Source organism: Anatilimnocola floriformis, assembly GCF_024256385.1.
Taxonomy (GTDB): Bacteria; Planctomycetota; Planctomycetia; order Pirellulales; family Pirellulaceae; genus Anatilimnocola; species Anatilimnocola floriformis.
The window spans coordinates 430,357-451,656 of sequence record NZ_JAMLFW010000002.1; the positions used below are offsets into that span (position 1 = coordinate 430,357).

Here is a 21,300-nt window from a genome sequence, read left to right on the forward strand (position 1 = left end):
TAAACCAACCTTACTTTGGCAATTTGATTGCAAGCTATTCGTCGACCGGGCGGGATATTTGTTTGCAGTTCAAAAAGACTCATCGCCTGCGTGACAGTCCAGTACGCGAGGAATGTCCGTTTGGATTAATGTCACTGAACTCATTGCTCCAGTTTGAAATGAGTTGCAAAAGTGCCGAATCATTTAGCGTGCCGCTGCTCGCTCCTTGTTGACTCACTTCAGGGGTTTGTGAGTTCACAATTTGTGTGTTCTCTCCACCGAAGACGTGGTCACTCTCCGTCAATTCTCCTGTTACAACGACGGCCGATGCAAATGGAGAGGCGTAGACAAAGTCCTCTCCTCTCAAGGAATCAATTGCGACTCCAGCTGCTACGAAGTCCCCGAGGTGTTGGCGTCCGAGACGCACTCGAAAGCGGCCATCGCGTAGCTGTCCAACGATAATACGATCGTCTCCGTCTGTTCCAGTGATGAGGCTGAACGTATACGGCGAGCCCACGAACACCGGCGGGTTGTTGACCGGAGCCGCAAACACCACCGCACCATCGACGGAGTCGGTATCCGCATTCGTCGGCGCCGGAATCAACGTCAGATCGATGAAGTCGGTATCAACGACCGACGCCCCACTCCGCAGATTCAGCTTCGTCGTTCCCGTCGCTCCCGCCACCACCGTGGCTCGAATCGTGAACAGCGCGCCCACCGTGCCGAACGCGTACTGCGGCGAGGCGCCTCCCGACGACGCCGTTACCTGAACCAGGCCCGGCGAAGGAATCGTGTACGCCCCGCTGAAGCCTGCACCGGCCAGAAAGCTGCCGAAGCTCAAGCTCGTCGGCGCTCCCGCCGAACCGGGAATCGTCAGCTTCGTGGGGTCGTAGCTGAATGTCAGATCAAAACCATTCATCGTGATGCCCGACGGTTCCGTCACTTCCAGCATCACCGGAATATCAACCTGAATTCCATTCGCGGAATTTCCATCCGCATCGACCGACCCCGACAAGTTATTCGGGATGAACAACTTCGGATCCGGACCAGGAGTTCCCACCGGCGGCGTCACGCCCACCGGCAGCGCCGGAATGTTCGGCACCACAATGTTCAAAATCTGCCGCTGCACGAAGCCGGTATCTGCAGCTGCGAACGACAAGCTGTGGTTGATGTCGCCGACGATATACGGATCGGCCAATTGGTAGGCCGCGAAGCCCGAATTGATTCCCAAGATCGCCCGCTGGATCAGGCCTGTATCGGCTGCGTTGTACGACTGCGAGCCATTGACGTCGCCGAGGAACGATGAAATGTGCAAACCGTTGTCGATCAATGTCGGCAACGGGCCAGAGCTCACGCTGCCGATTTGCACGTTGGTGAATGTCAACAAATCTTTCGCGGCGTAAGTTGCCGTGTCGGGTACGGCCGATACAAACTCACCCAGCGAAAGCGCGTCGGCAGTGGCCGCGAAGGCCGAGGCACTGCTCATCGTAACTTGCACCACGCCTGGGCTGACCGCCGTAAAGGTCGCCGAAGCGCCCACGATTGCCGGATTGACCACGAAGCTGGTGACCGACAGCAACGTCGGATCGAAGTTCAAACGGAAGCTGACGCTGGCCACATTCGTGCCGTCGCTGATCACCACTGGCAGCCCAGTGGCCGCCGTGTTCGGCACTCGCACTGCCTGGCCATAACCGCGGGCGAAGTCGGGAACGCTAATCGTGACCGTTCCCGTCGCTGGCGTCGCCACGTTGAACGTCGTCGTGTAGTCTCCCGCCGTCGCGCCAGCGAAATCTCGCAGGGCATTTCCGGCCAGGTCGACAAAGCCGTCGGCGGCGTTGCTCCGCAGCGTCACCGTGTAAGTATCTGGCGCCAGAATTCCCGGCACACGACCGGCCGCTTGGGCAACGCCCGTTTCGGTCGTCAGCATGCCGGTCTTGATGAACGTGAATGCCGTGTTGGTGCTATTGAATACCACCGAGCCGCGAACCGCGCCGGTAGTCGTACCCACCAAGGTCACGTCCGCCGCGCCCAAGATGCCGCCAGCACCCGTTTGCTGGTAGAGATTCAGATTCGCGGGATTGACCGGCCGATTGAAGGTCACCACAAAACCAGTCGCCGTCGGCACGATGCTGGCGATCGCGAGCGGACCGGCGCTAATCGCCACACTGCCATCGACATTCGCATCGGTACTGCCATCGGTGATTGCAGGACCGAGCAAGAACAAGTTCGGCGTGGCATCGCTGATGTTGGTCGCGGCTCGCAGATTGAGCTCGCTCGCTCCAGCGGCTGCCCCGGCAGCAACGTTGAAGGTGACGTTCGCCAGCGTCACGGTCGTGCCACTGGTGATCAACGCGCCCGCAGTTCCGGTCGCAGTGAAGACCAAGTTGCCGGGAGTGCTGCTGCTGGTATCGAGGCTGAAGCCAGCGAGCGGTCCACCGGCCAGATTGATCGAGTTGAAGGTGAACTTCGAGGAATCGTAAGCGAGCGAAATGACCGCGCTGCTCACGGCAGCGCCATCGACTTCGGTGACGTTGAGATTCACGGGCACAACAAGCGTGCCACCGGCGTTCGCCGTGAGTGTGGTCGGAATGAAGACTCGGCCTTCGCTCCGATCGGTCACGTTGATCGTCACGGTCGCCGTGCTGCTGAGCGCCGGCGAGCCGTTGTCGGTGACTTGCACCGTGAGCGCAAAGCTGGAAACAGACTCGTAGTCCAGAAGCACGCTATCGGCCACTCTGATTGCGCCAGTGTTCGCGTTAATCGCGAAAGCACCCGTCAGATTTCCTGCCGTAATCGTAAACGTCTTCGAATCTGCCTGGTCCATGTCGAATGCGAGGACAGTGCCGGCCAATGTGCCATTGGGCGAGTTTTCGGCGATTGAAAATGATTGCGAGGCAACGATAGGAGCCTCATTGAGGTTCGTAACGTTGATCGTCATATTATTTATCGCTGTCAACCCACCGGCGTCAGTCACGGAAACCATCAAGACATACGTCGGCCTCTCCTCAAAGTTCAGCAGTGAGCCATTTGTGACCGTGAGCAATCCCGTGGTGGGGTGAATCGCGAAAGCGTTAGATGAATTTCCGCCAGTGATTGCGAAAGTCTTGGTATCGCTGATGTCGACGTCGCTGCTGCTGACGGTGCCGACAACACTGCCGTTCACAGTGCCCATTGTCTGGTCGACAACAGAGACCCCATCGATGTAAATGCCGCCGTCACCGAACGGAATCGTCGATAGGAATTGCAAAGTGGTGCTTGAGCTAGTAGCGGTAAAGTTGACCGCATGAAGCGTCCAATTCAGGCCCAAGCTGTTAGATGAGCCATGAGAAATAGAGAACGCCGGAACTAAGTCGGTCGAATTGCTACGAATGCTAACGAGTGCAGTCGCAGGATTGGACGGACTTGTCCACGCGTAATTGTTGGCATAGCTAAACGTCAAGGAGTACGAGTGGCCGGGAACAGTTGCTAGCACTTGAGAAACGCCGCCGGTTCCTTCGCCGTTCAGATCCACGAATTGTTCACCATCGAATGCCGGACCGGCGCCCGAAGTAGAGTCCTCCCCGATTACTTCGACGCTGCCTGTTCTTTGCCAGCCGAAAGGAAGGCCATTTGCCGGATTCGTATGGGGATATTCGAAGGTCCCGTTAACTACGATCGAAACACTCTCTGGAATCGAGAAAGTTTGTGCGGCGATCATCGGAGACTCATTGACATCGGTAACGGTGATGACCACTGGCTTAGTGGCGGTCAATTGTCCTGCTGATGCAACCACAACGATGTCGTAGGTATTGTTGAATCCAGAGTCGACGGGATTCTCAAAGTTGGGAGGTGCTACGAATGTGATTGCTCCCGAACTGCCATTCACCTGGAATCGCGCCGCATCGACTCCAGAAATGCCGTAGGCAATCGTACCTCCCGGGCCGAGGAACTCGGCATGAATCGTGTAAGCGGCCGCCACGCTGTTTTCTGGAATACTCGCCGTTGCACCGCTCGTGATTTCGATTTGTCCGCCAGCGAGAGTGATCGCAGCGTCATTGCCATCGCCTCCTAGATAAGTGATATAGGCAGGCAAGCCGCTTCCCAGGAAGTTCGAACTGACAAGCGTGCCCTCGGTTAGCACGGTGCCCGGAACAAGACTACTCCCAGCTCCTGCCACAAAAGTCCCGACAATCGGGTCGCTAGAGTCGTTAACGACGAACACGAATGTAGAGTTTGGCGCGGGTGCATAGCCATTGAATGAAGACAGGTTGAGTGTAGCGCCAGCAGAAAGAGAAATGGTGCCGTTCACGATCAATTTGTCGTAAGACGCGATTCCGCCGAGCTCAATGTTTAGTTGACTCGGGCTGCCCATTTGCAACCCTGAGAGTGCAGAATGGTTTACCGTCAACGTACCGATCATGCCGTTGCCCGGTGAAATAGTACTCAGGGAACTTGCATTGAGTAAATTGTTGAGCACCCCCGTTCCGCCCACAGTTCCGCCGGTCTGCGCTAGAGTTTCGCTTGTGTCCGCGAGCGAACCGTTGATTCGCAATTCGCCTGCGTTCACCAACGTGTTACCCGCATACGTGTGAGCGGCTGTCAAAATTAAGCTGCCAGCACCTTCCTTTATCAGGCGGAAGTTGTTTGCATTCGTAGTGTTGCCACCGAGGACACCGGTGTAAGTCGAATTGCCGGTTTGTTGAACTCGAAGCGTTGTGGCGGTCGCAGATCCGGTCGTTAGGCCGGCGCTTCCAGACAATCCGCCACCCGTCACCAACGTGAGGTTGCCCTCATAGCTGATTGCGGAAGTGACGTTGATCGTGCCACTACTCGGAACCCCAATCTGGAGTGTTCCCGCAGTAACGCGATCAATCGCAGCATCAGTTAGCCCAAGAACTAAGGGGCTTCCAATCAAACCGTCGTCGCCTCCTAAATTGATCAGAGTGCCTGCAGTCCGCGGCTTGAGAGTGACGAAATTGGATCCCGCATTGATGGATGTGCTGGGCAGAAAATCCATCGAATCCCCGACTAGGGTCACCATCGCGTTAGCTGACGTCCCCAATATTCTGCCAGTGTTTTGCAGTGAAATTGCGGGACTAGTAGCGCCGCTCCCGCTGATCCCAGTGATTTCGATTGCCCCACCGCTAGAACTGACCGTCGCGGCAGAGTTTTCGATGAAGACTCCAAAATTGGTATTTCCAGCCCCCGTACTGTTCCCGCCATTTCCCGAGACAGCAACAGTTGAACTGGCCACAGTGCCAGTGCTCGTGATTGTCCCGCCCGACAACAAGTAGACGCCGAAATTGTTGAAGCTGTTGCCGGTCCCTCCCCCGGTGCCTTGTACGACTACAGAACTGAACGCCGAGATTAGTCCCGAGGAACCGCGGACAAGCACACCGTAGTTGTCCGAACCGACCGCTCCACTCAGATTTCCTCCGTATCCCTTGACGGTGACGGCCGCCGCCGTACTTTCGATCACTCCGCCCATTGCGTGGACGCCGTAGTTGTTCCCGCTACCACCGCCACCCCCTCCCGTTCCCTCAACGAGCAACGCGCCACCATTTGATCTGATGAACGCGTCAGACTGTTCAACTACCACTCCGTTGTTACTGCCACCATTGCCATTGAAATTGCCGCCGTAGCCCTTCACAGTGACCGTCGCTGTCGACATGCTCCCCGCGCTAGAGATTCCTGCGCCGGAGAGGAGGTACACGCCAAAATTCGAGTTGCCGCCGCCACTTCCCCCAGCCCTCCCCTCCACGAGGATTGCGCCGCCAGTCGACATCACTTGCCCTTGGGATCCTCTCACGAAGACGCCGTAGTTGTTCGACGAGTTGTCCCCGCCACGACCTTTGATGGATAAGTTACCGTTACCGACGTTGATCGTTCCACCGATGATCTCGATACCAACAAAGGATCCGGTCGACGGAGCAACTTGCTGATTGGCACTCAACGACAGGTCACCACTTGCTGTAGTGATACTCGCAAATAGGCCCAGCGAAATGTTTCTCGTCGTGGTCAATGAGATCGATCCGGTCCCACTAGCTATGAGATCGCTCGTACTACTCGGCAAACTGATCGTTCCGCCGGCATTGACGACAAGACTCTTGTTGAGTGCCATCAGGATGCCTTGACTCGAGGTTAGCTGTGCGCTTGTGACCAGCGTCAGGTCATTCACCGATGTGAGTTGCGCGCTCACGACAATCGCTCCAGTGCCTGAGTCACCAATTTGGACTGTTCCCGCCACCACGGAACCGAGCTCGCCATCGGTCAATCCCAACGCACCAGATCCACTCCCAGCAAGAACATCAGCTCCTCCTAAATCGATCGCGAATGCGGCAGTCTTGGGCCTGAGAACGACTGGACTGTTGCCAGCGTCGATCGAGGTTGAAGAAAGGAATTCGATCGAATCAGCAGTCACGGTGATCACTGCAGACGCTACACCGATGAACTTTCCGCCAAGCTCTGTGCGAACTGCGGAACTGGTTGCCCCACTTCCGCTCGTCCCGGTAACTGCAATTGCACCTCCTGCGGAAGAAATCTGCGCAGCTGCAGCAATCAGCGAAACACCAAAATTGCGCCCGCCGCTCCCGGAAATATTGCCGCCGCCGCCCATAACATTCACAGGTGCCGCGGTGCCCTCGCTAGTAATCGCTGCACCGTTGACGACCAACACTCCGATGTTGTCGGTGCTCGCTCCAGCTCCGCCACCGTACCCTTCAACGGAGACAGAGCCGCCACTCGAGCTTATGTGGGATGCCGGCCCGACAACTACCACTCCATCGTTGAATCCGCCCGTGCCCGTGGTATTGCCGCCAAATCCCCGAACAGTGACAGTGGCCAACGGCCCGGAGCTGTCAATCACGCCCACTGCGTCGAAATACACACCGTGATTGCTAGTGCTCGCCCCCACCCCGCCTCCTGTTCCTACAACAAGCACAGCTCCCGCACTGGAGGTAATGTGTGCGGCAGGCGCCGATAGCACGACACCATGGTTCGTATACCCACTTGTGCGCCCACCAGTGCCCGTCACGGTCACGGTAGACGAGGTGCTGGTACCGCTGCTGCTGATCGTGCCGCCGAGTTGGACACCGAAATTGCCGATCCCGCTTCCTGCTCCACCGGCAGTTCCTTCGATGGCGACGGCTCCGCCATTCGACGAAATGCGAGCGTCGGCGCGCGGAACAAAAACTCCAATGTTGCTATCGCTGTCGGATCCAGTTGTGTTCCCACCGATACCTCGGACAGTCACCGTCCCGCTAGCGCTCGCATTGAAAATCGTTCCTTCGACAAAAACTCCATGGTTTGAAACGCTGGTCCCGTTTCCTCCCCCGGCCCCATCCACTGCGATCGCACCGCCTTGCGATGTGATCAGAGATCCGCTCGATTCTAGAAACACGCCATGATTGAGATTCGCACTGCTTGTGCCACCTCGCCCCTTAACGGTTACGCTTCCGACACCCGTGCTTTTGACTTGAGAATTTGAGATTTGGACGCCGACGAACGAACCAGCAGTCGGGGTAAGTTGCTGATTTGCGAGAAGTGATAAGCTTCCGTCGAATGTGCTTACGCTAGCGCCGCTATGAACTTCGATATTCCTGCTCGTAGAAACACTCAGATAGTTCGATCCTGAAAGAGCGGTCGTGCCCTCGAATACAATCGAGCCGGCTGCAGGATGATCGAGAACGACCGCGATGCCACTTGCAAAGCTGTTCGATCCGCTATTAGCGAATGTCACTGAGGCGTTAGCAGCGGCGTCGAAAATATTGATCGCTGAATACTGGGCTAGATCGTTCAGACTCAGGATCGAACTCGAGAACGCCGAAAAGTCAGCGACTTGACTGACTCCGCCATTCACAAAAGTCTGATTGCTGATAAATGAATAGTGGCCCCCTGCGGAGGATAGGGTCAGCCCTTCGTTTGCACTCAGCGTCATCAATAGTGTCGGTCCACCTGAGTCGCTTAATGTTGCCAAAGGAAGTCGAGTCTCCAGAGACTCAAGGAGCAGGCGACGTGTGCGCGCAATGCAACTTCGGCGATTTAACATGGTTCAACACCCATCTGCGATTTAGAGATAATGAGGCGGGATTTATTCGCAGTGGGCTTCAAGTGAGACCACTGAGTGAAGGCAACTCGTTCCTAAGTTGCCTTCTGTGGTAGGAGCACCGGCGTCCAAGCCGGTTGGGAGTCTCGATAATCCTCCGGTTGAGTTTCTTATATGACGCCATACCTTGTCAAATAATTGAATTGCGGAATCGAAATATTTCGCCTAGATCGTTCGCCATTATTCAAGAGATAGATGTATTAAGACCGCATGAACTTATTACTGCTAGCATGTGCCTGCTCTCATCACCTTTCGGGACGCGTCATGCCGCTCGTCGATTAATCGTTTCTAAAGATTTTACTTTCGCAGCAATGGAGGCTCGTGATGTTGCCTAACCTTCCCAACGGACATCTCTACCAGTGGATTACCACATGCGGCACATTGCTGGCCGTGGCCAGCGCGATAGGCATCTGGAGCAATTCCGCCTATTTCAATCGATCGCTTCGTGAGAATGTTGGGAATCTACTGCGTGCGCAGCAGCAGGAAGGATTGGAGAAAGAGTTCTGGGAAAAACATCTCGCGGCGGAGTCGAGGAATGCTTACTTCGCTATGTTTTCGTGTGCAGTATTCACGTTCGCAGGGCTGTTAATCGCAGCCATCGGCGGGTACTTCTGGTACACGAAGGTGCAAAAATTCGAGGATGAGCAGCGAGCACGTGAGGCGATCCGTCTGACGCATGAAGTTGACCAGATTACCGGCAAGAAAGAGTTGCACTTGCCGTAAGTCAACAGCGACTGCTGCTAACCTGCGCGAATGTTCGCGAAGTGGGTGATGCCGCGTCGTAGCCGGCGCGAGCCTACAAAAGAATTGCGCTTCCTATCTCCAACCGCGTGTGGTAATCCACTCACACAGAGGGCAGGGCTATGAGCGACGGGCAGTTTTGCGACGGATGCGATGAGTGGGTAATCTTTCGGCGGCTCGATGGGAGAAATCGTTGCCTCAACCCTGATGGCTCCAGGCACAAATGCAGGCGAACGCGATCAGTCGCGACCGCAGCGCCGAGCAAGTCAATCTTCAATTCCAATCCGTGGCCACCGCCGGCGCCTCGGTCGAACCACAGTTTATCTGGACCACGCGGCATCGATTGGTTTAGCGGAACACCAGCTCGCGCGCTGGCGGCTCTCTCTGTGCTGATCGGCGTGGCGATCTTGTGGTTATTCATTTGGATTTGCACCGGCATATTTGAGTTGGTGCGCAGTTGGTTTATTGGCTGAGTCAATTTTACTCATTGCGTGCGATAATGGAGGGTCTGATGTCTCTATGGTCCAAGCCGATCGACGAAATAGCTTTCGCGGACGTTGATGCTTTCTGTCGCACGATGCAGCCAGAAGGCGCGCGACTGGATTACAAGGGCTTCACGATACCGAAGGACCTGCCGAAAACGATCGCTGCCTTTGCGAACACCTTAGGTGGACTGATTCTTCTGGGAGTCGATGCCGACAAGACAACGAACAAGCCGATCTGGCCGCCTCAATCGGGAATGCCGACAGAGGTCGGATTGCAGGAACGCGTTTTCCAACTTGCACATGACGCTATCAGCCCGCCAGTACGCGTTAGCGTAAGCAATGTCATCGAGATCCCAGAACTGTCTGGCAAGGCAATTCTCGTGATTCGAGTGCACGAGAGTAGCGAGGCACCGCATGCGACGGAGAAGAATCGCAAGGTCTACGTCTACGAACGGACCGACAACAAGAACGAGCCGTACGAACTTGCAGATGTGAACAGAATCGAATACCTGCTGAAGCGCCGGAATCGATTGCAGGATGCTCGCGAGGCGAAACTGCATGAAAACCTGACTCGCGCGAATAGCCAAATGCATCCGAGCAAATGCCCAATCCGCTGGGTGTCGATCGCACCGGTTTATCCGTGGCAAGAAGTCTGCGATCCGCAGAGTTGCGTTACTTTTCACAAGCAACACTTCTTTCCAGGGCGGATGACGACAGGAGCTCATTGGGGATACCAGAATTGCGTCGGCGGTTCATTCGCTACCGCACGAGAAGTGCGTGTTGATTCCGTCCGAATTTGCATTGCCGTCTCCTCTGTTTCTTCATCCGGAACAGTCTTCGGCGCGACGTACATTCGAGAGTGCAGAAATGACAATGAGACCCTGCTAATGCCCAACGAGGATTTGAAAAAAGGGTGGCTTGGCGTAAGCCATCAAGCCAATCGCGATGCGATCTCGGCAGTTGTCGCGGCGGCTTGCCACCTGTACAGAGAGTCAAAGAATCCACCTGGCGACGTAATGATTTCGTTTGGAATCAAGAACGCGAAAAATGTGCACTTGTTTGACTACGATACTAGGCGACGGTCTCAAACTCCCTATATGGATGAAGAGTACCGCGTTGATGAAGTGTTAAACAGTCAAGAAGTCGCCCCGACGAAGATTGAGAAATTGGCTGGGTTGTTCGACGCAGTAACATTCGCTTTCAACGGCAATCAGGATCAGATGTAGGCGATCCGCCTGAAACTGATTTCTCTGCCCTTCGCTTTGCACTCCGCGATGTATGGATCGATCGCTTCTTTTGCAGAGGCGAGTTTTTGAGAACGGGAAGTTGGCGTGAATGCCAAGTTCCTGAAGTGGACTACCATTGTGGGAGTCCACTTTTTTGCCGACACCACGTGATCCATTTTGCTTCGGCATCGCCTTCAAAAGCTCTCCAAGCCGAACAGTGGCCCAGTCAACGATTGCTTTTCGCGCCGCGCTAACAAATGATGGTGCGCAACAAAAAGGCCGCGTCGGAGCTGGGGAGCTGATCGACGCGGCCCAAACGGAGAATCGTGATGTCATATTACGTGTTAGCCGAATCACAGCGAAAAGCGGATGTGTTCTTTTCTGGACCGCAAGGAATGACCGCTCTAGTGTTTTCCAGCGATCAACTCGCCCAAGATTTCATCGGCAACAAGCAAAAAACTTCCGACTGGAAAATTCTGGAGCTAGACGAAGTAACTTTCGTTGAATGGCTCACTTCTCGGCAGAAGCACAAAGAACTTGATTGCCTTGTGAAAGACCCACCTGCGGAAAGCGACCTTTCTGGGCTGCAATATATTCCGCTGTCCTCGTTTCTTCTTGCGTACGATTTGCATCGTAGCTGACTTCCGAGAGGCTTGTCATTTGGCCAGGGTGTTCGGCCTCAACTTGTTCGATGATTTCCCAGATAGTCTTCATAGATTTCCCTTGAGATGATGGCATGAACCAGTTTAGCGATAACCCATATGAGAGCCCTGCCGATGTTCCGGTCAGGGCTGAGTTGAGTGAAGGGCCGGCGCCGAAGGTCGTCGTTCGAGCTCGTGACCTATTCGCAGGCACTTTTCTCTGTGCCGGAATATTCACCGGCGGAGCAGCATGGTTTTCTAGTCCTGACGCAGCATACTTCGGAGGTCTCTTCGTCATGCTAGTGTCTGGAATCATCGGGATTGCGACGTTTGCGCTCGCAATTAAAAAACTACTTGACGCCAAGTAGCCTTCCAAGCAGACCGATCTGAGTTTTCCCGGTTTTAGGATTGATCGAACGATCTGTGAAGAGATTGCTAGTGCCAGCAGGATCATCGACTGTACGCGTGTGGGTTGCATCGGGATCGCCAATCAACCACGGAGCAAATCTAGTACTGCGCAACAACCAACTTGGCGGCACCACGCGGTTGATCGCAATATTCACTTGCTCATCGTTCAAGCCGTAGCTACGCAGTTTGGATACAACTTGCTCGGGATCTTTCGTCTCGCTCCACAGTTTTTGCGAATCCTGGAACTGCTTCTGCGTCAAAGTCCCGCCACCGTATGCCTTCAGCCTTTGCGCGAATCCAACCGTAGGAGTACCGCTGCCCGCAATCGGCGTAACAGGCGCGGTTCCGAGCCCAGCAACGGGAGTAACAGTGGTCGTCGCTGGCTGCGCACCCGCAACAGGTTGCGCAGGTTGCTGCGAAGCTTTGTAAGCGTTCGAAAACAGATTCTCGATCTCCTGCTTTTGTTCCTCGTACGATAAGTCTGGATTGTTTAGCGTTGCCGCCGCCTGGGCCTCAACCAACTTCGCGCGAGCAGCGTTCGCGGCCAGATTTTCATTACTCTCGATCTGTCGTCGCTTCGTCGCATCACCCATGTCGGCTAGCTCGCGCTGTTGTTTCAGATTGGCCTCGCTTTGCTGCTTTGCGGCGCCAATCTTCTCTTTCTCAAGCCCAATCAACGGGTTGTTCTTTTGCATCTCGATCGCATGCGCGCGACTCGCTACCGCGAGTTTCTCTTCCTGAGAAAGTTTGCGGCCGAGTTCACGCTCATGGGCATCGATCTGAGTGCGGGCCATTTCCAAAGCGTGTGCACGCTGATCAGCGGCATTCTTTCCTTGAGCTGCAAGGCCAGCGTTAAACTGCTGGCCCTGTTGGGCAACTCGCTGTTGCTCCAACTGGTTGCGATTCTGAGCCTCCATGAACTGCAAGGCAAGTTCGGGACGATCTCCCATCAAACGTTGCATGAACAGCGATGGTCGGTTCGCTGCAGCGACGGCTGCTTGCCGCCGCTGATCGGCGCGCACACTGTCTGCAGCATCTTTACGGAGGCCAAGCCGCGCCATCATGTTGGCTGCCTTGTTCGCAAGTTCTTCTGCCGACAGCTTAGTCGGCGTGTTTCCACCGGCTACCAAGCGTCCGGGGATCTCTTCCGGTGTAGCTGTGCTGTTGCGGCCAATGAATGCTCCACTCACCGGGTCGATCGAGCCGGCGCCACGTTTTGCCAATGCGAGCAGACCGCGAAGCCGCTTGCCAGCAGCCTCGTCCGCAGTGGCAGCACCACCGGCGAATTGTGTCGGCGTCTTGTCGACGAACTGCGCTTTCCCGTCTGACGTCATTGCCAGGCCGGCGCCACCAAATTGGTTGCCTGCAGCATTGAAGCCCGCGTTGCTCGCAGCCTGCGCGAGTGTGGCGGTGCTGCCGACCCCACCATTAAGGCGAGAAAGCAGCATCGAGCGTGAGTTCGCAGGAGCGAGGCGATTGTCAGCCAACGTCGCGCCAGCTGGCCGGTTCGTGCTGCTGAGTTCCACCCCACCAACAAGCCGCGTACCCACCGGACCGACCTGAGATGAAGCCGACGGCGTGGGCTGGTAGGTTGATCCATCCGGCGCAACGTACTGCGAAGCATCGTAATTCTTCGAGTCGTTCATTCGACCGCCAGCGGTGGCGATCGCCTGCTGTGCTTGTTCGGGCGTTTTGTTCCACAGCGGGTGACCAGGCTTGAACGAGCCGGGCGGCATGCGAAGCTTCGAAATCAGGCGATCCACGATGTTCACATCACCCTGCGGCGCGCCACTGTTTGTCAATTCGACCTTTGGCCCTTGGTACGGCGAATCGACTCGCTCGACCATCGTTTGAGCAAGTTGCGGAGCCGCGGCCGTTTGACGCGCCAGCCCAGGCAGCAGCTGGCGTAGTGAGGGTTTGGGAATCGATGCAGCTGCGCGGTTGTACGGGCCGGCGCCGATAGAGGGGGCGGATACTGCTGGGCTACCGACCGTTGGCGCAACCGAGCCAGCGCCGACCGTAGTACGCTGACCCGTCGCGGCGGGCTGCAGCGGTTGTTCAACATGCGGCTGAGTCATGCTAGGTGCGTTGCGCATTTTGAGAAGACTTCGAATGCTGCGCGCCGGCGGCGGCGCTGAGAGTGGATCGCCGGCGCCATGGATCTGGAAGGGTGTCGGTGCCAGTCGTGGTGCCGTCGCTTGCAGTCCATCATTTACAGGCGACAACTTGGCAACACCTGCCGATTCCAATCTCTGCCGAAACAGACTCGGCTTGGGCGTCACCGCCGCGGAAGCGTTTGAATTGATTGGCGGCGCGATGCCAGGCCCAACTGAGTTCGGCGTAAGTGCCTGTCTGAGAATGGAAGGTTTGGGCGGGGCGAGCATAGTCCCTCCTGATTGGTTGCTAGTTGCTTGCGCGGGCGCAGGTACTCCGATGTACTCACGCCGATAAGCGCCTGTTCCGGTTAGGCGAGCGAGGAAGCTGCGGTTATCGGGATCTCGCGAATTAAAGGTCATGTTTGGTCCGGGCATTGGACGCTCCTATACGTGAAAGTCTGCTTTTTCGAGCAGCGCATCTCAGGAACTTGATCCGCGTTCGGCAGAAGGCCGGGCAAGAAGTTACCCCTGTCGCGCGCGGATAGAGCTCGCTTGATTGCGCTGTCGGGGTAACAGCAGCGGTTGATTGTATCAGGTCATCGGGCAAAAGTGGTGCTTTTCTTTGAGTGATCAAGTGCGCCGCAATTAGGTCTTCGAAAATGTGATTTACCACGCTCAGCTTTTATCTTCCTCTGGGTCACTAAAGTCGAAACGCTTACCGTCCCACTTCAAACGAATGTCGCCTGTTGCTCCCGCCCGAAACTTCGCAACGATCAGGTCTCGGTAGCTGTCATCGTCTTCATCGCGGTGGATCAACAGAACGCTGTCGGCGTCTTCTTCAATCGCTCCGCATTCTCGAAGCATTGTCAGATTCGGCCGTTCCTTTTCGCGGTTCAATTGGCACAGTAAGAACACCGGAATGTCAAGTTCCTTTGCTAAACGCTTCATGCCGCGTGAGCATTCGGCAAGATGCTCGCGCCGGCTACCGCGAAACTTCGGTGGCTCGGAAATCAAGCCGATGTAGTCGATGGCTACTACGCCGATGCCGAGCTTGCTTTGCGCATGAATTATAAAGCTTCGGATTTCGGCAAATGTCGTGGCGCGAGTTGGCGACCAAGTGAACATGGGCAAGCCATCTGTGTCACGACTGAAGTTATCAAGCTTCTTGTAATCCTCCTCTTGAAGCTGCCCGCCACGAATGTCTCGATAGTCGATACCCGTGCTGCGAGTTGCTTCGCGGCTCGTCACTTCCAAATCTGTCATTTCCAAGGAAACCAGTAGTGAGGGACGGTTCATCATCGCGGAATGGCGAAGAATTCCTGTGGCGAATGCCGTCTTTCCTGAACTTGCGCGGGCTCCAATCACGCACACTTCGCCGGCAACAATTGGCCCCACTCTCTCATCGAGCACCAGGATTCCGAAGTGCGCGCGACTTCGTCCGCCCACAGAATCCTTTGACTTTCGCAAAGAAGCAATTAGGTTTCGCGCCGACTGGCTGATTGAAATCGGCAACTCCATTCCCGCGCGGTTCGATGTGATTCGATTGGTGGCCGACTCCATAAGTGCGACCAGTTCACTCGGCTCCAGTGCGTCTTCGTACGCGGCTCGCAACAGTTGCGTTGTTTCGACGATCACGCGGCGCGACAGCGACTTGGCCGCTACGATCTCCGCGTAGTACTCCATGTGAGCAGCGTTAGGAACAGCGGTCAGAACTTTCGCCAGGTGAAATTCACCTCCGACGGCATCGTAGGTCCCGGACGCTTTAAGTTGATCGGTGATCAGCGTCGGGTCGAGCGGGCGGCCACGAGCAACAATGCTCTTCATCGCAGTAAAAATCGCTCCGTGCCCCTCATCAAAAAAGTCGTCGGGTGCAATCATCACCTCGATCTCGCGAAACTTTTCGGGCATCAGCATCAATGAACCGAGGACTCCCATTTCGGCCTGGAGGTCAGATGGCGGCTGCCGGCGAATATCGTTCTGTCGTGTCGGTTTGTTCATGCAATATCTCCTTGGCGTTTCGTGCGTGGTGGAATTTCTCGCCGCGCAAGTTCACGGCGAGGAACTGATGCAAAGTTGCCTGTCTCGTTCCAGACAGCGGGGTCGTCGTTGTAATTCCCAGCGTTCAGCCAGCTGGCGGGATAGCCTGCGAACTTGCCACTGCAGCCCTTTGGTGATTTCGCGAACCGCACGGTGACCTCGCACAACCATTCAAGTGCGGCGAGAGCGTTTAAGCTTCGCTCGGTCATGATTCGAGCAAGCGCGGCCGTGAATGCTTTGGCAGCCTTGTCTTTTCCTGACTTCACTGGGTACAGAGGCCACCAGCGTAGGAATTCGGCCAGATACGCGTGATGTCTTTTCATCGTTCGCTTGGCTGAAATCACGTCCTCGCCTTCCACGGAAGGCAAGAAAGAAAGAGCGGGTGCGGGTGCGGGTGCGGGTGCGGGAGGTGCGTCACGCTCCGTAACACCTGCGTCACGTGCGTCACAAAAATTCCGTAAGTGATTACCGCGATTCAGTTTGGGAGATTCTTCGAAAGTCGTTTCGTGCGTCACAAACGGGAGCGCAGTTTGGGTGTGATGTGACGCAGCAGTGAGGGGTGGTGTTACGCACGTAACCTCTGTGACGCAGTCCTGCGTCACACTCCGTAACGGTTCGTCACGCTCGCGATAATTGGCCTGCCTGCACGCCTGAGAGCAAAATTTGGCGTGCGCCTCGGAAGATTGAAATAACGATCCGCAGTGACCGCAAACCTTCTTTTTTTTCCGCTCGTCCTCCTTCACCTTGCGTCGCGACACGTACTCCGGCGCGTGATGATGAAGGTCGTGAATTTGGTAGGCACCGTTGGATGTTGGTTCGATGAAGCCAACTCGTGATTTGCCGCCGCATGCCAGCAAAGCATCAACAAGAACTCCAGGGGTGCCTGGCCAACCAGCGGCCAGTTCTACATCGGTAGCGTCGCCGATGAATGGATCACCGTTCTCATAGCCAACCAGCCAGATGCATTCCAGGTATCCGTGAACGTGCGGAATGGGTTCCTTCAGCAACTGAACCAATCGCTTAAATTTCGGGTGATTGTGTAAACCTGGCCTTGCCACAAATTGTCCTCTGAATATCGCGAACTGCATCGGTGATGAGTTCGCGAGACTTGGCGTCGCTCGCCATATACCCGACTGTTCCTACGCTTGATTTGGTCGATTTAAGGGGCCGCCGCATCTCAGGCATTCAACTCTGCAGGTAGGCCGCTCCTGCGGCTTCGGAAGTTGAAATGGCTGACTGCCACGGTGCCGGTTTTTTCTAGCCATTGGCGGTGGTCTTTTTGCGAATGGATTTCTTGGACTTGGAGACTTGATTTGCAACCTCATCAATCCGCTCCAACACGTGAGACATCGCATCGGTCACTTGGTGCATCGCGTTTCGGTGATCGGGCCAGAGAACTGCTCGGCCGCCGGCCTCGGCAAACACTTTGCAGGCGTAGTCGCTCAAGTCGATCAGCAGCACATCTGGCGCGGCGAACTCTTCCTTGACATAGATCGGCTTGTACCTGATGGCGTCGTCGCAGTGACGAGCAACCCAAGCTGCGCGCCCATTGCGCATCGGGAGGAAGTACGGCGGTCCGCTCGTGACTGTGATGATCACGGCGACCTTCTGGCAAGCAGCAAGTAGTTCGGAGGCCCATGGATTTACCGGCATATCTGCAAAGAAGTTGGGCCCGGCCTTCTTCATCATGTTCCAAATTTTGCCCTTCGAGATTTCGGCCACCCGGTTGATATTTGGCTCGCCAGCAGGCCAGCGAGCGAGCAGCGTCTGAGGGTTATCGGTGATCAATCGCGCAGTCGGAATGACTTCGTGCGCGAGGATCCCGAAGTCGACAAACGCCTGTCGAAACGGTTTAGATGCTGCCTTCTTCATTCGTGAAACTCCAGGAGTGGGCTAGTTCAGGTCGTGAGGTCGCGTGCCCGGTTGGGGCGGCTCGGTTGGTTCGGGTGACTGTTCTAGGCCAAGCTGTGCGGACTCATACGAATGCCCTGGCCAAATTACGATCTGTACCGTCAGCTCGTCGCGCGCGCCGCTGAGAATGGCTGCCGTGTGTTCCTTCTTGTGGCCGAACATCATGTAGGCGCCACGATAGAATCGCGCAGCTTTTTCGATCGCATCAGATGGAAAGTGCTCACCCTTACCCAATGGATTTGCCGCAATCGTATCGTTGAAATCAATGCAATCGCGGGCCGGTTCAAACGGGAATGGGAGTTCTCCAACAGTGATCTTGTTAGGCGAAAGTTTGCAGGTTCTCGCACCGGCTTTGATTGCGGCGGAGTACGCTTCGTGTGCAACGAGAAGCGGGATTCGTAAACGCTGCCGTGATTCGTGCACACTCGGGACCTTGATCACGAAGAGGCAAATCCCGTCAGCGGCAAGCGACTGGATGAAATCAGGCTCAATGTCGAATTGTATGTACTGGAGGATCGGGCTCTCGACCCTCGGCACCGCAATGACCGGCTCCGCGATCGACAGCATTCCGACGGGGATGACGATGGGCGTGAATTCCAGATCGGTCGGATGTGCGATCACTCGTTTGCCTCTTGAACTTCGAAATTGGGATGAAACATTTGCAGAGCGAGTTCACGCGCGAAGTACTCGCTTCGAGCGCGTAAGGCTCCAGCCCCGTGGAGTGCTGAGATGTGCAGCTCGTCATTGCAGGGATGTGCGGCCCTCGCATCGAACGTGGTGGCAAGGTCCGCGGCACGATCGATTACCAAGCGGGCTTCGCATGACGGTTCGAAGGTGGTCATTGCGCACCATCTCGTCGGTCAATTGCTTTTTGAATTGCTGGATCTGGTTCGAAGCAACGGCTGCAAAACGTGCCGTCGTCATCCTCGGTCCATGTGTGCGGACCGCCGTGCGGGCATGAGCCAGTGACCTGAGGCAGCGAGAAAGACTTTTGCTTGCTTGCCTGATTGTGCTTCCGCACGGGCGGCGGATCACAGGAATCTTGCGTGCCTGGAGTTGAAGTTGAGAGCTGCCAGTTTTTTCGGCGCGACGCAGCCGCTATCATGGGTGTGTTCCTTCTCAAGCGATCGCCCCAATCTTGGTCGTGCGGGGTCGATCGCTTTTTCATTTCTTAAGCGTTGAAACTCTGGATCGAATCCATTGGCTCCGCTGGAGCCATTTGAAGTTGGGTGCTGTTTGCTTCTTCAACGGCCATGCAATAGGCCAGCAAGTCACCTGTGATCGGTCGTTCGATTTCCTTGACCGCGGCCGATGGTTCCGACGGTCGAAGATTCAGCAGCGCGAGATTGCGACTTATTAGTTCGCAGCGTGCGGACAGTGCATGAAGCGTGTTGACCGCCGTAGAGATGCTGCCGCGGCCGGCGGCGAGTTCTTCAAGCTGTCCGGCGGCAAGTGTGCATCGACTACGAAGCACGGAGGCCGCAGCGAAGTAATCGAGCGGGGCTGGAACGTAGGAACCATCGCCAACTTCCATGAGCTATTTCCTTAGTAGTATCGGCGTTCAACGCGGGGGGGACGACGCCGCCCTGGCTTGAATGGCGTAATGTTGGTGCGGGCTTGCTCGAACGCAACAAGCGACTCTTCAGTGATACGCCACCGCGGCCTTCCACCTAAGCGTGTGGCAACGTTAATAGCCTTCAATTCTCCAGCTTCGATCCAACGCAAGACCTTGCTGACATCTACACCGAACCGCTCAGCAATTCGGCTTGGCGCGAAAGTATTAGGCATTGGCTCCCTCAACCGCGCGCGGGACCTCTCCGACGGGATTTCGAGTGAGAAAGCGTTCAAGATCCTCGAGCTTAAGGATCAACTTGCGAGGAGTAGGGCGATATGCCGTAAGAGTTTTTGAGGCGATTAGCTGGCGAATTGTTGATTTGCTCAAGCAGAGAAAATCAGCAGCCTCTGTGAGGGTGAAGTTTGCTTTTCTTGCAGTGGTGCTCATGTGCCGCTCCTGCTGAGGCGCGCGCGTACACTGCCAGAGATCACGGCGAATGTTCTGCACGAACCAGTCAAATGAATGGGTAAGAAGTCTGCGTCTGCAGATGGTTGTTCGATTACCGTTGCCGGTAGTCAATCGAAAACTTGTTCCCTCAGAAAACTTCTCGCAACCCCGCGAGAAGCATGAATTAGATAGGCGATTTCTCCTCAGATTTTCTAGGTGGCTGCCTTTTGCCTTTGATTCACTTTGACACCGAATAAGCTTTGTAGATTGCCTTAAGATGATAGTGACGACATTCTGAAAGGCAAGGGCGCGCGGTTAATTCACCTGCATTTTGAAGCCTTCTTGACGCTCTACTTCGCCGACGTAAACAACCAGGAATGAACGTGATCGACGACTTTCTGCAACCGTACCTCAGCGATGTGCTCGCGGTACGTGTCATCAATCGACGCGTCAACGTGGCCCATGATCATGCGAACCGCCGGCGGATCGAGTACCTCGTCGGCAACCGTGCGGAAAACGTGACGCAGCGAATAGAAACTCACGCCGCGGCGGTAGAGCTCGAGTTCATTGACCAGCTTGCGGAACTCGGCGCTGATCGGACTGCCCGATGTCTTCGTTTCCCAAGTTTTGCCGTACTTCGTGATGAACAGTAATGCGGCAACGGCTGGATCCTTCGGCTTCCGCTTGGCGATCAACTCGCGCAGCGCGGCCACGGTCTCGGGCCACAGCGGGCATTTGCGAGTCATCCCAGTCTTCGGCCTCGGGTATTCGATCCAGCTGCGCGACAGGTCAACCACGGCCAGCGGGAGCGTTGCGCAGTCGTCGTTGCCGAAGCCGCAATTCACTCCCAGCAGAATCATTGCCTTCAGTTGCATGTTGGCGCCGTCGATCAACTTGCGAATGCTCGCCGCGTCGATCATGCGCGTGCCTTGCTTCGCGCGATGAACCCGCATCGTCTTTTTCGTCGGCTTGCGAAACTGCGGACCGAACCGAACCGGCCGATCGAGCAACCGCGTATCGAAAGCAAACTTAAAGACGGTGCGGACGCGCTGAATCTCACCGCTCAGTCGCCACGGGCCCCACGTCTTTGCGATCTGCGCACGAAGCTCGTCGAAGTCGTCGGCGGCCAGGTCATCGACTCGCCGGGTCGCTCCGAAGACTTCGACCAGGCGGTCGGTGGTGTCGTTGTAGTCTTTGAACGTGGTCGCCTTGAGTTCGCCGGCGTCGCGCTGCCGTTCCTTGGCGATCAGGAACGCGTTGCAGACGTCGCGCACAAGAACCGCGGCGTCATCCTTCGCGCGTGGCTTGCGGCCGGCCTGCAGATCGTCGACCTGCTGCTTGAACGTCTCCAGCGCATCCTTCCAGCCGTCATCTTCCAACCGGACCAGCTTGCCGTCGACTTTCCGCCCCCATTTGCCGAAGTAGTGAATCTTGCCGCGGATCTTCTTGCACCACTCTCCAACCGGGTGGGCTGTGAGGGGGAACTCGGGATAGGGTTTCGGCGGCTTGGCGGTTGTAGAGATCCGCTTTTTTACAGCCGCTCGGGACGCGGCGGTCGGTTGCCCAGCTGTGGGCGGATTGCTAGACTTAGTCATTCGTCACCTTGCTTTTGCGGTCAGGTGGCATGGTGCTCGCCGATTTGCAGTCGGCGGACACCGCTTTCAACTGGGAAGCAGCCTAATGGTTGTAGA

13 protein-coding genes are annotated in these 21,300 nt (G+C 56.0%); 3 read left to right on the forward strand and 10 right to left on the reverse strand.

What is annotated here, in order from left to right; translation table 11 throughout:
* Positions 1-79: 79 nt before the first annotated feature.
* Complete coding sequence (locus tag M9Q49_RS35825) at positions 80-6,157, reverse strand: cadherin domain-containing protein (protein ID WP_254512303.1); 6,078 nt, start codon at positions 6,155-6,157, stop codon at positions 80-82.
* Positions 6,158-8,386: 2,229 nt separating this feature from the next.
* On the opposite strand from M9Q49_RS35825, the gene M9Q49_RS26475 reads away from it, so the two are divergent.
* The 3 genes from M9Q49_RS26475 (at position 8,387) to M9Q49_RS26485 (ending at position 11,155) form a co-directional block, all read left to right on the forward strand.
* A complete protein-coding gene (locus tag M9Q49_RS26475) occupies positions 8,387-8,785 on the forward strand; it encodes a hypothetical protein (protein WP_254512304.1) in 399 nt (132 codons plus the stop codon).
* 529 nt (positions 8,786-9,314) lie between these two features.
* On the forward strand, positions 9,315-10,514 hold the full coding sequence (locus tag M9Q49_RS26480) for an AlbA family DNA-binding domain-containing protein (RefSeq protein WP_254512305.1): 1,200 nt from the start codon (positions 9,315-9,317) through the stop codon (positions 10,512-10,514).
* Between the two features lie 329 nt (positions 10,515-10,843).
* A complete protein-coding gene (locus M9Q49_RS26485) occupies positions 10,844-11,155 on the forward strand; it encodes a hypothetical protein (protein ID WP_254512306.1) in 312 nt (103 codons plus the stop codon).
* Positions 11,156-11,505: 350 nt separating this feature from the next.
* Here M9Q49_RS26485 and M9Q49_RS26490 read toward each other — a convergent pair whose 3' ends face one another.
* The 9 genes from M9Q49_RS26490 to M9Q49_RS26525 form a co-directional block, all read right to left on the reverse strand.
* Positions 11,506-13,659 carry a hypothetical protein gene (locus M9Q49_RS26490; protein WP_254512307.1) on the reverse strand — a complete coding sequence of 718 codons (2,154 nt, stop codon included), beginning with the start codon at positions 13,657-13,659 and terminating at the stop codon, positions 11,506-11,508.
* Between the two features lie 675 nt (positions 13,660-14,334).
* Positions 14,335-15,657 carry a replicative DNA helicase gene (locus M9Q49_RS26495; RefSeq protein ID WP_254512308.1) on the reverse strand — a complete coding sequence of 441 codons (1,323 nt, stop codon included), beginning with the start codon at positions 15,655-15,657 and terminating at the stop codon, positions 14,335-14,337.
* The gene (locus M9Q49_RS26500) at positions 15,654-16,784 is read right to left on the reverse strand and encodes a hypothetical protein (RefSeq protein ID WP_254512309.1); all 1,131 of its coding nucleotides are present in this window, start codon (positions 16,782-16,784) and stop codon (positions 15,654-15,656) included. Before M9Q49_RS26500 ends, M9Q49_RS26495 begins: the two co-directional genes overlap by 4 nt.
* 169 nt (positions 16,785-16,953) lie before the next feature.
* On the reverse strand, positions 16,954-17,484 hold the full coding sequence (locus M9Q49_RS26505) for a hypothetical protein (protein WP_254512310.1): 531 nt from the start codon (positions 17,482-17,484) through the stop codon (positions 16,954-16,956).
* Positions 17,485-17,589: 105 nt separating this feature from the next.
* Positions 17,590-18,228, reverse strand: coding sequence for a hypothetical protein (locus M9Q49_RS26510; RefSeq protein WP_254512311.1), 639 nt, complete (start codon positions 18,226-18,228; stop codon positions 17,590-17,592).
* 550 nt (positions 18,229-18,778) lie between these two features.
* Positions 18,779-19,141: a hypothetical protein gene (locus tag M9Q49_RS26515; protein ID WP_254512313.1), complete on the reverse strand. Its 363-nt coding sequence runs from the start codon at positions 19,139-19,141 to the stop codon at positions 18,779-18,781.
* Between the two features lie 11 nt (positions 19,142-19,152).
* Entirely contained in the window at positions 19,153-19,395 is a 243-nt protein-coding gene (locus M9Q49_RS36210; protein ID WP_390845032.1) for a helix-turn-helix domain-containing protein, read from the reverse strand.
* Entirely contained in the window at positions 19,388-19,609 is a 222-nt protein-coding gene (locus tag M9Q49_RS26520) for a helix-turn-helix domain-containing protein (protein WP_254512314.1), read from the reverse strand. The genes M9Q49_RS36210 and M9Q49_RS26520 overlap by 8 nt, the downstream gene beginning before the upstream one ends.
* Before the next feature lie 350 nt (positions 19,610-19,959).
* A complete protein-coding gene (locus M9Q49_RS26525) occupies positions 19,960-21,204 on the reverse strand; it encodes a tyrosine-type recombinase/integrase (RefSeq protein ID WP_254512315.1) in 1,245 nt (414 codons plus the stop codon).
* Positions 21,205-21,300: the final 96 nt, after the last annotated feature.

What these genes read in the sequence shown, in the direction of transcription:
- M9Q49_RS26495 (WP_254512308.1), bottom strand. Translation starts at nt 15,657, where the DNA reads ATGAACAAACCGACACGACAGAACGATATTCGCCGGCAGCCGCCATCT.
- M9Q49_RS26515 (WP_254512313.1), bottom strand. Translation starts at nt 19,141, where the DNA reads ATGGAAGTTGGCGATGGTTCCTACGTTCCAGCCCCGCTCGATTACTTC.
- M9Q49_RS26475 (WP_254512304.1), top strand. Translation starts at nt 8,387, where the DNA reads ATGTTGCCTAACCTTCCCAACGGACATCTCTACCAGTGGATTACCACA.
- M9Q49_RS36210 (WP_390845032.1), bottom strand. Translation starts at nt 19,395, where the DNA reads ATGCCTAATACTTTCGCGCCAAGCCGAATTGCTGAGCGGTTCGGTGTA.
- M9Q49_RS26520 (WP_254512314.1), bottom strand. Translation starts at nt 19,609, where the DNA reads ATGAGCACCACTGCAAGAAAAGCAAACTTCACCCTCACAGAGGCTGCT.
- M9Q49_RS26485 (WP_254512306.1), top strand. Translation starts at nt 10,844, where the DNA reads ATGTCATATTACGTGTTAGCCGAATCACAGCGAAAAGCGGATGTGTTC.
- M9Q49_RS26480 (WP_254512305.1), top strand. Translation starts at nt 9,315, where the DNA reads ATGTCTCTATGGTCCAAGCCGATCGACGAAATAGCTTTCGCGGACGTT.
- M9Q49_RS26490 (WP_254512307.1), bottom strand. Translation starts at nt 13,659, where the DNA reads ATGCGCAACGCACCTAGCATGACTCAGCCGCATGTTGAACAACCGCTG.
- M9Q49_RS26500 (WP_254512309.1), bottom strand. Translation starts at nt 16,784, where the DNA reads ATGCAGTTCGCGATATTCAGAGGACAATTTGTGGCAAGGCCAGGTTTA.
- M9Q49_RS26525 (WP_254512315.1), bottom strand. Translation starts at nt 21,204, where the DNA reads ATGACTAAGTCTAGCAATCCGCCCACAGCTGGGCAACCGACCGCCGCG.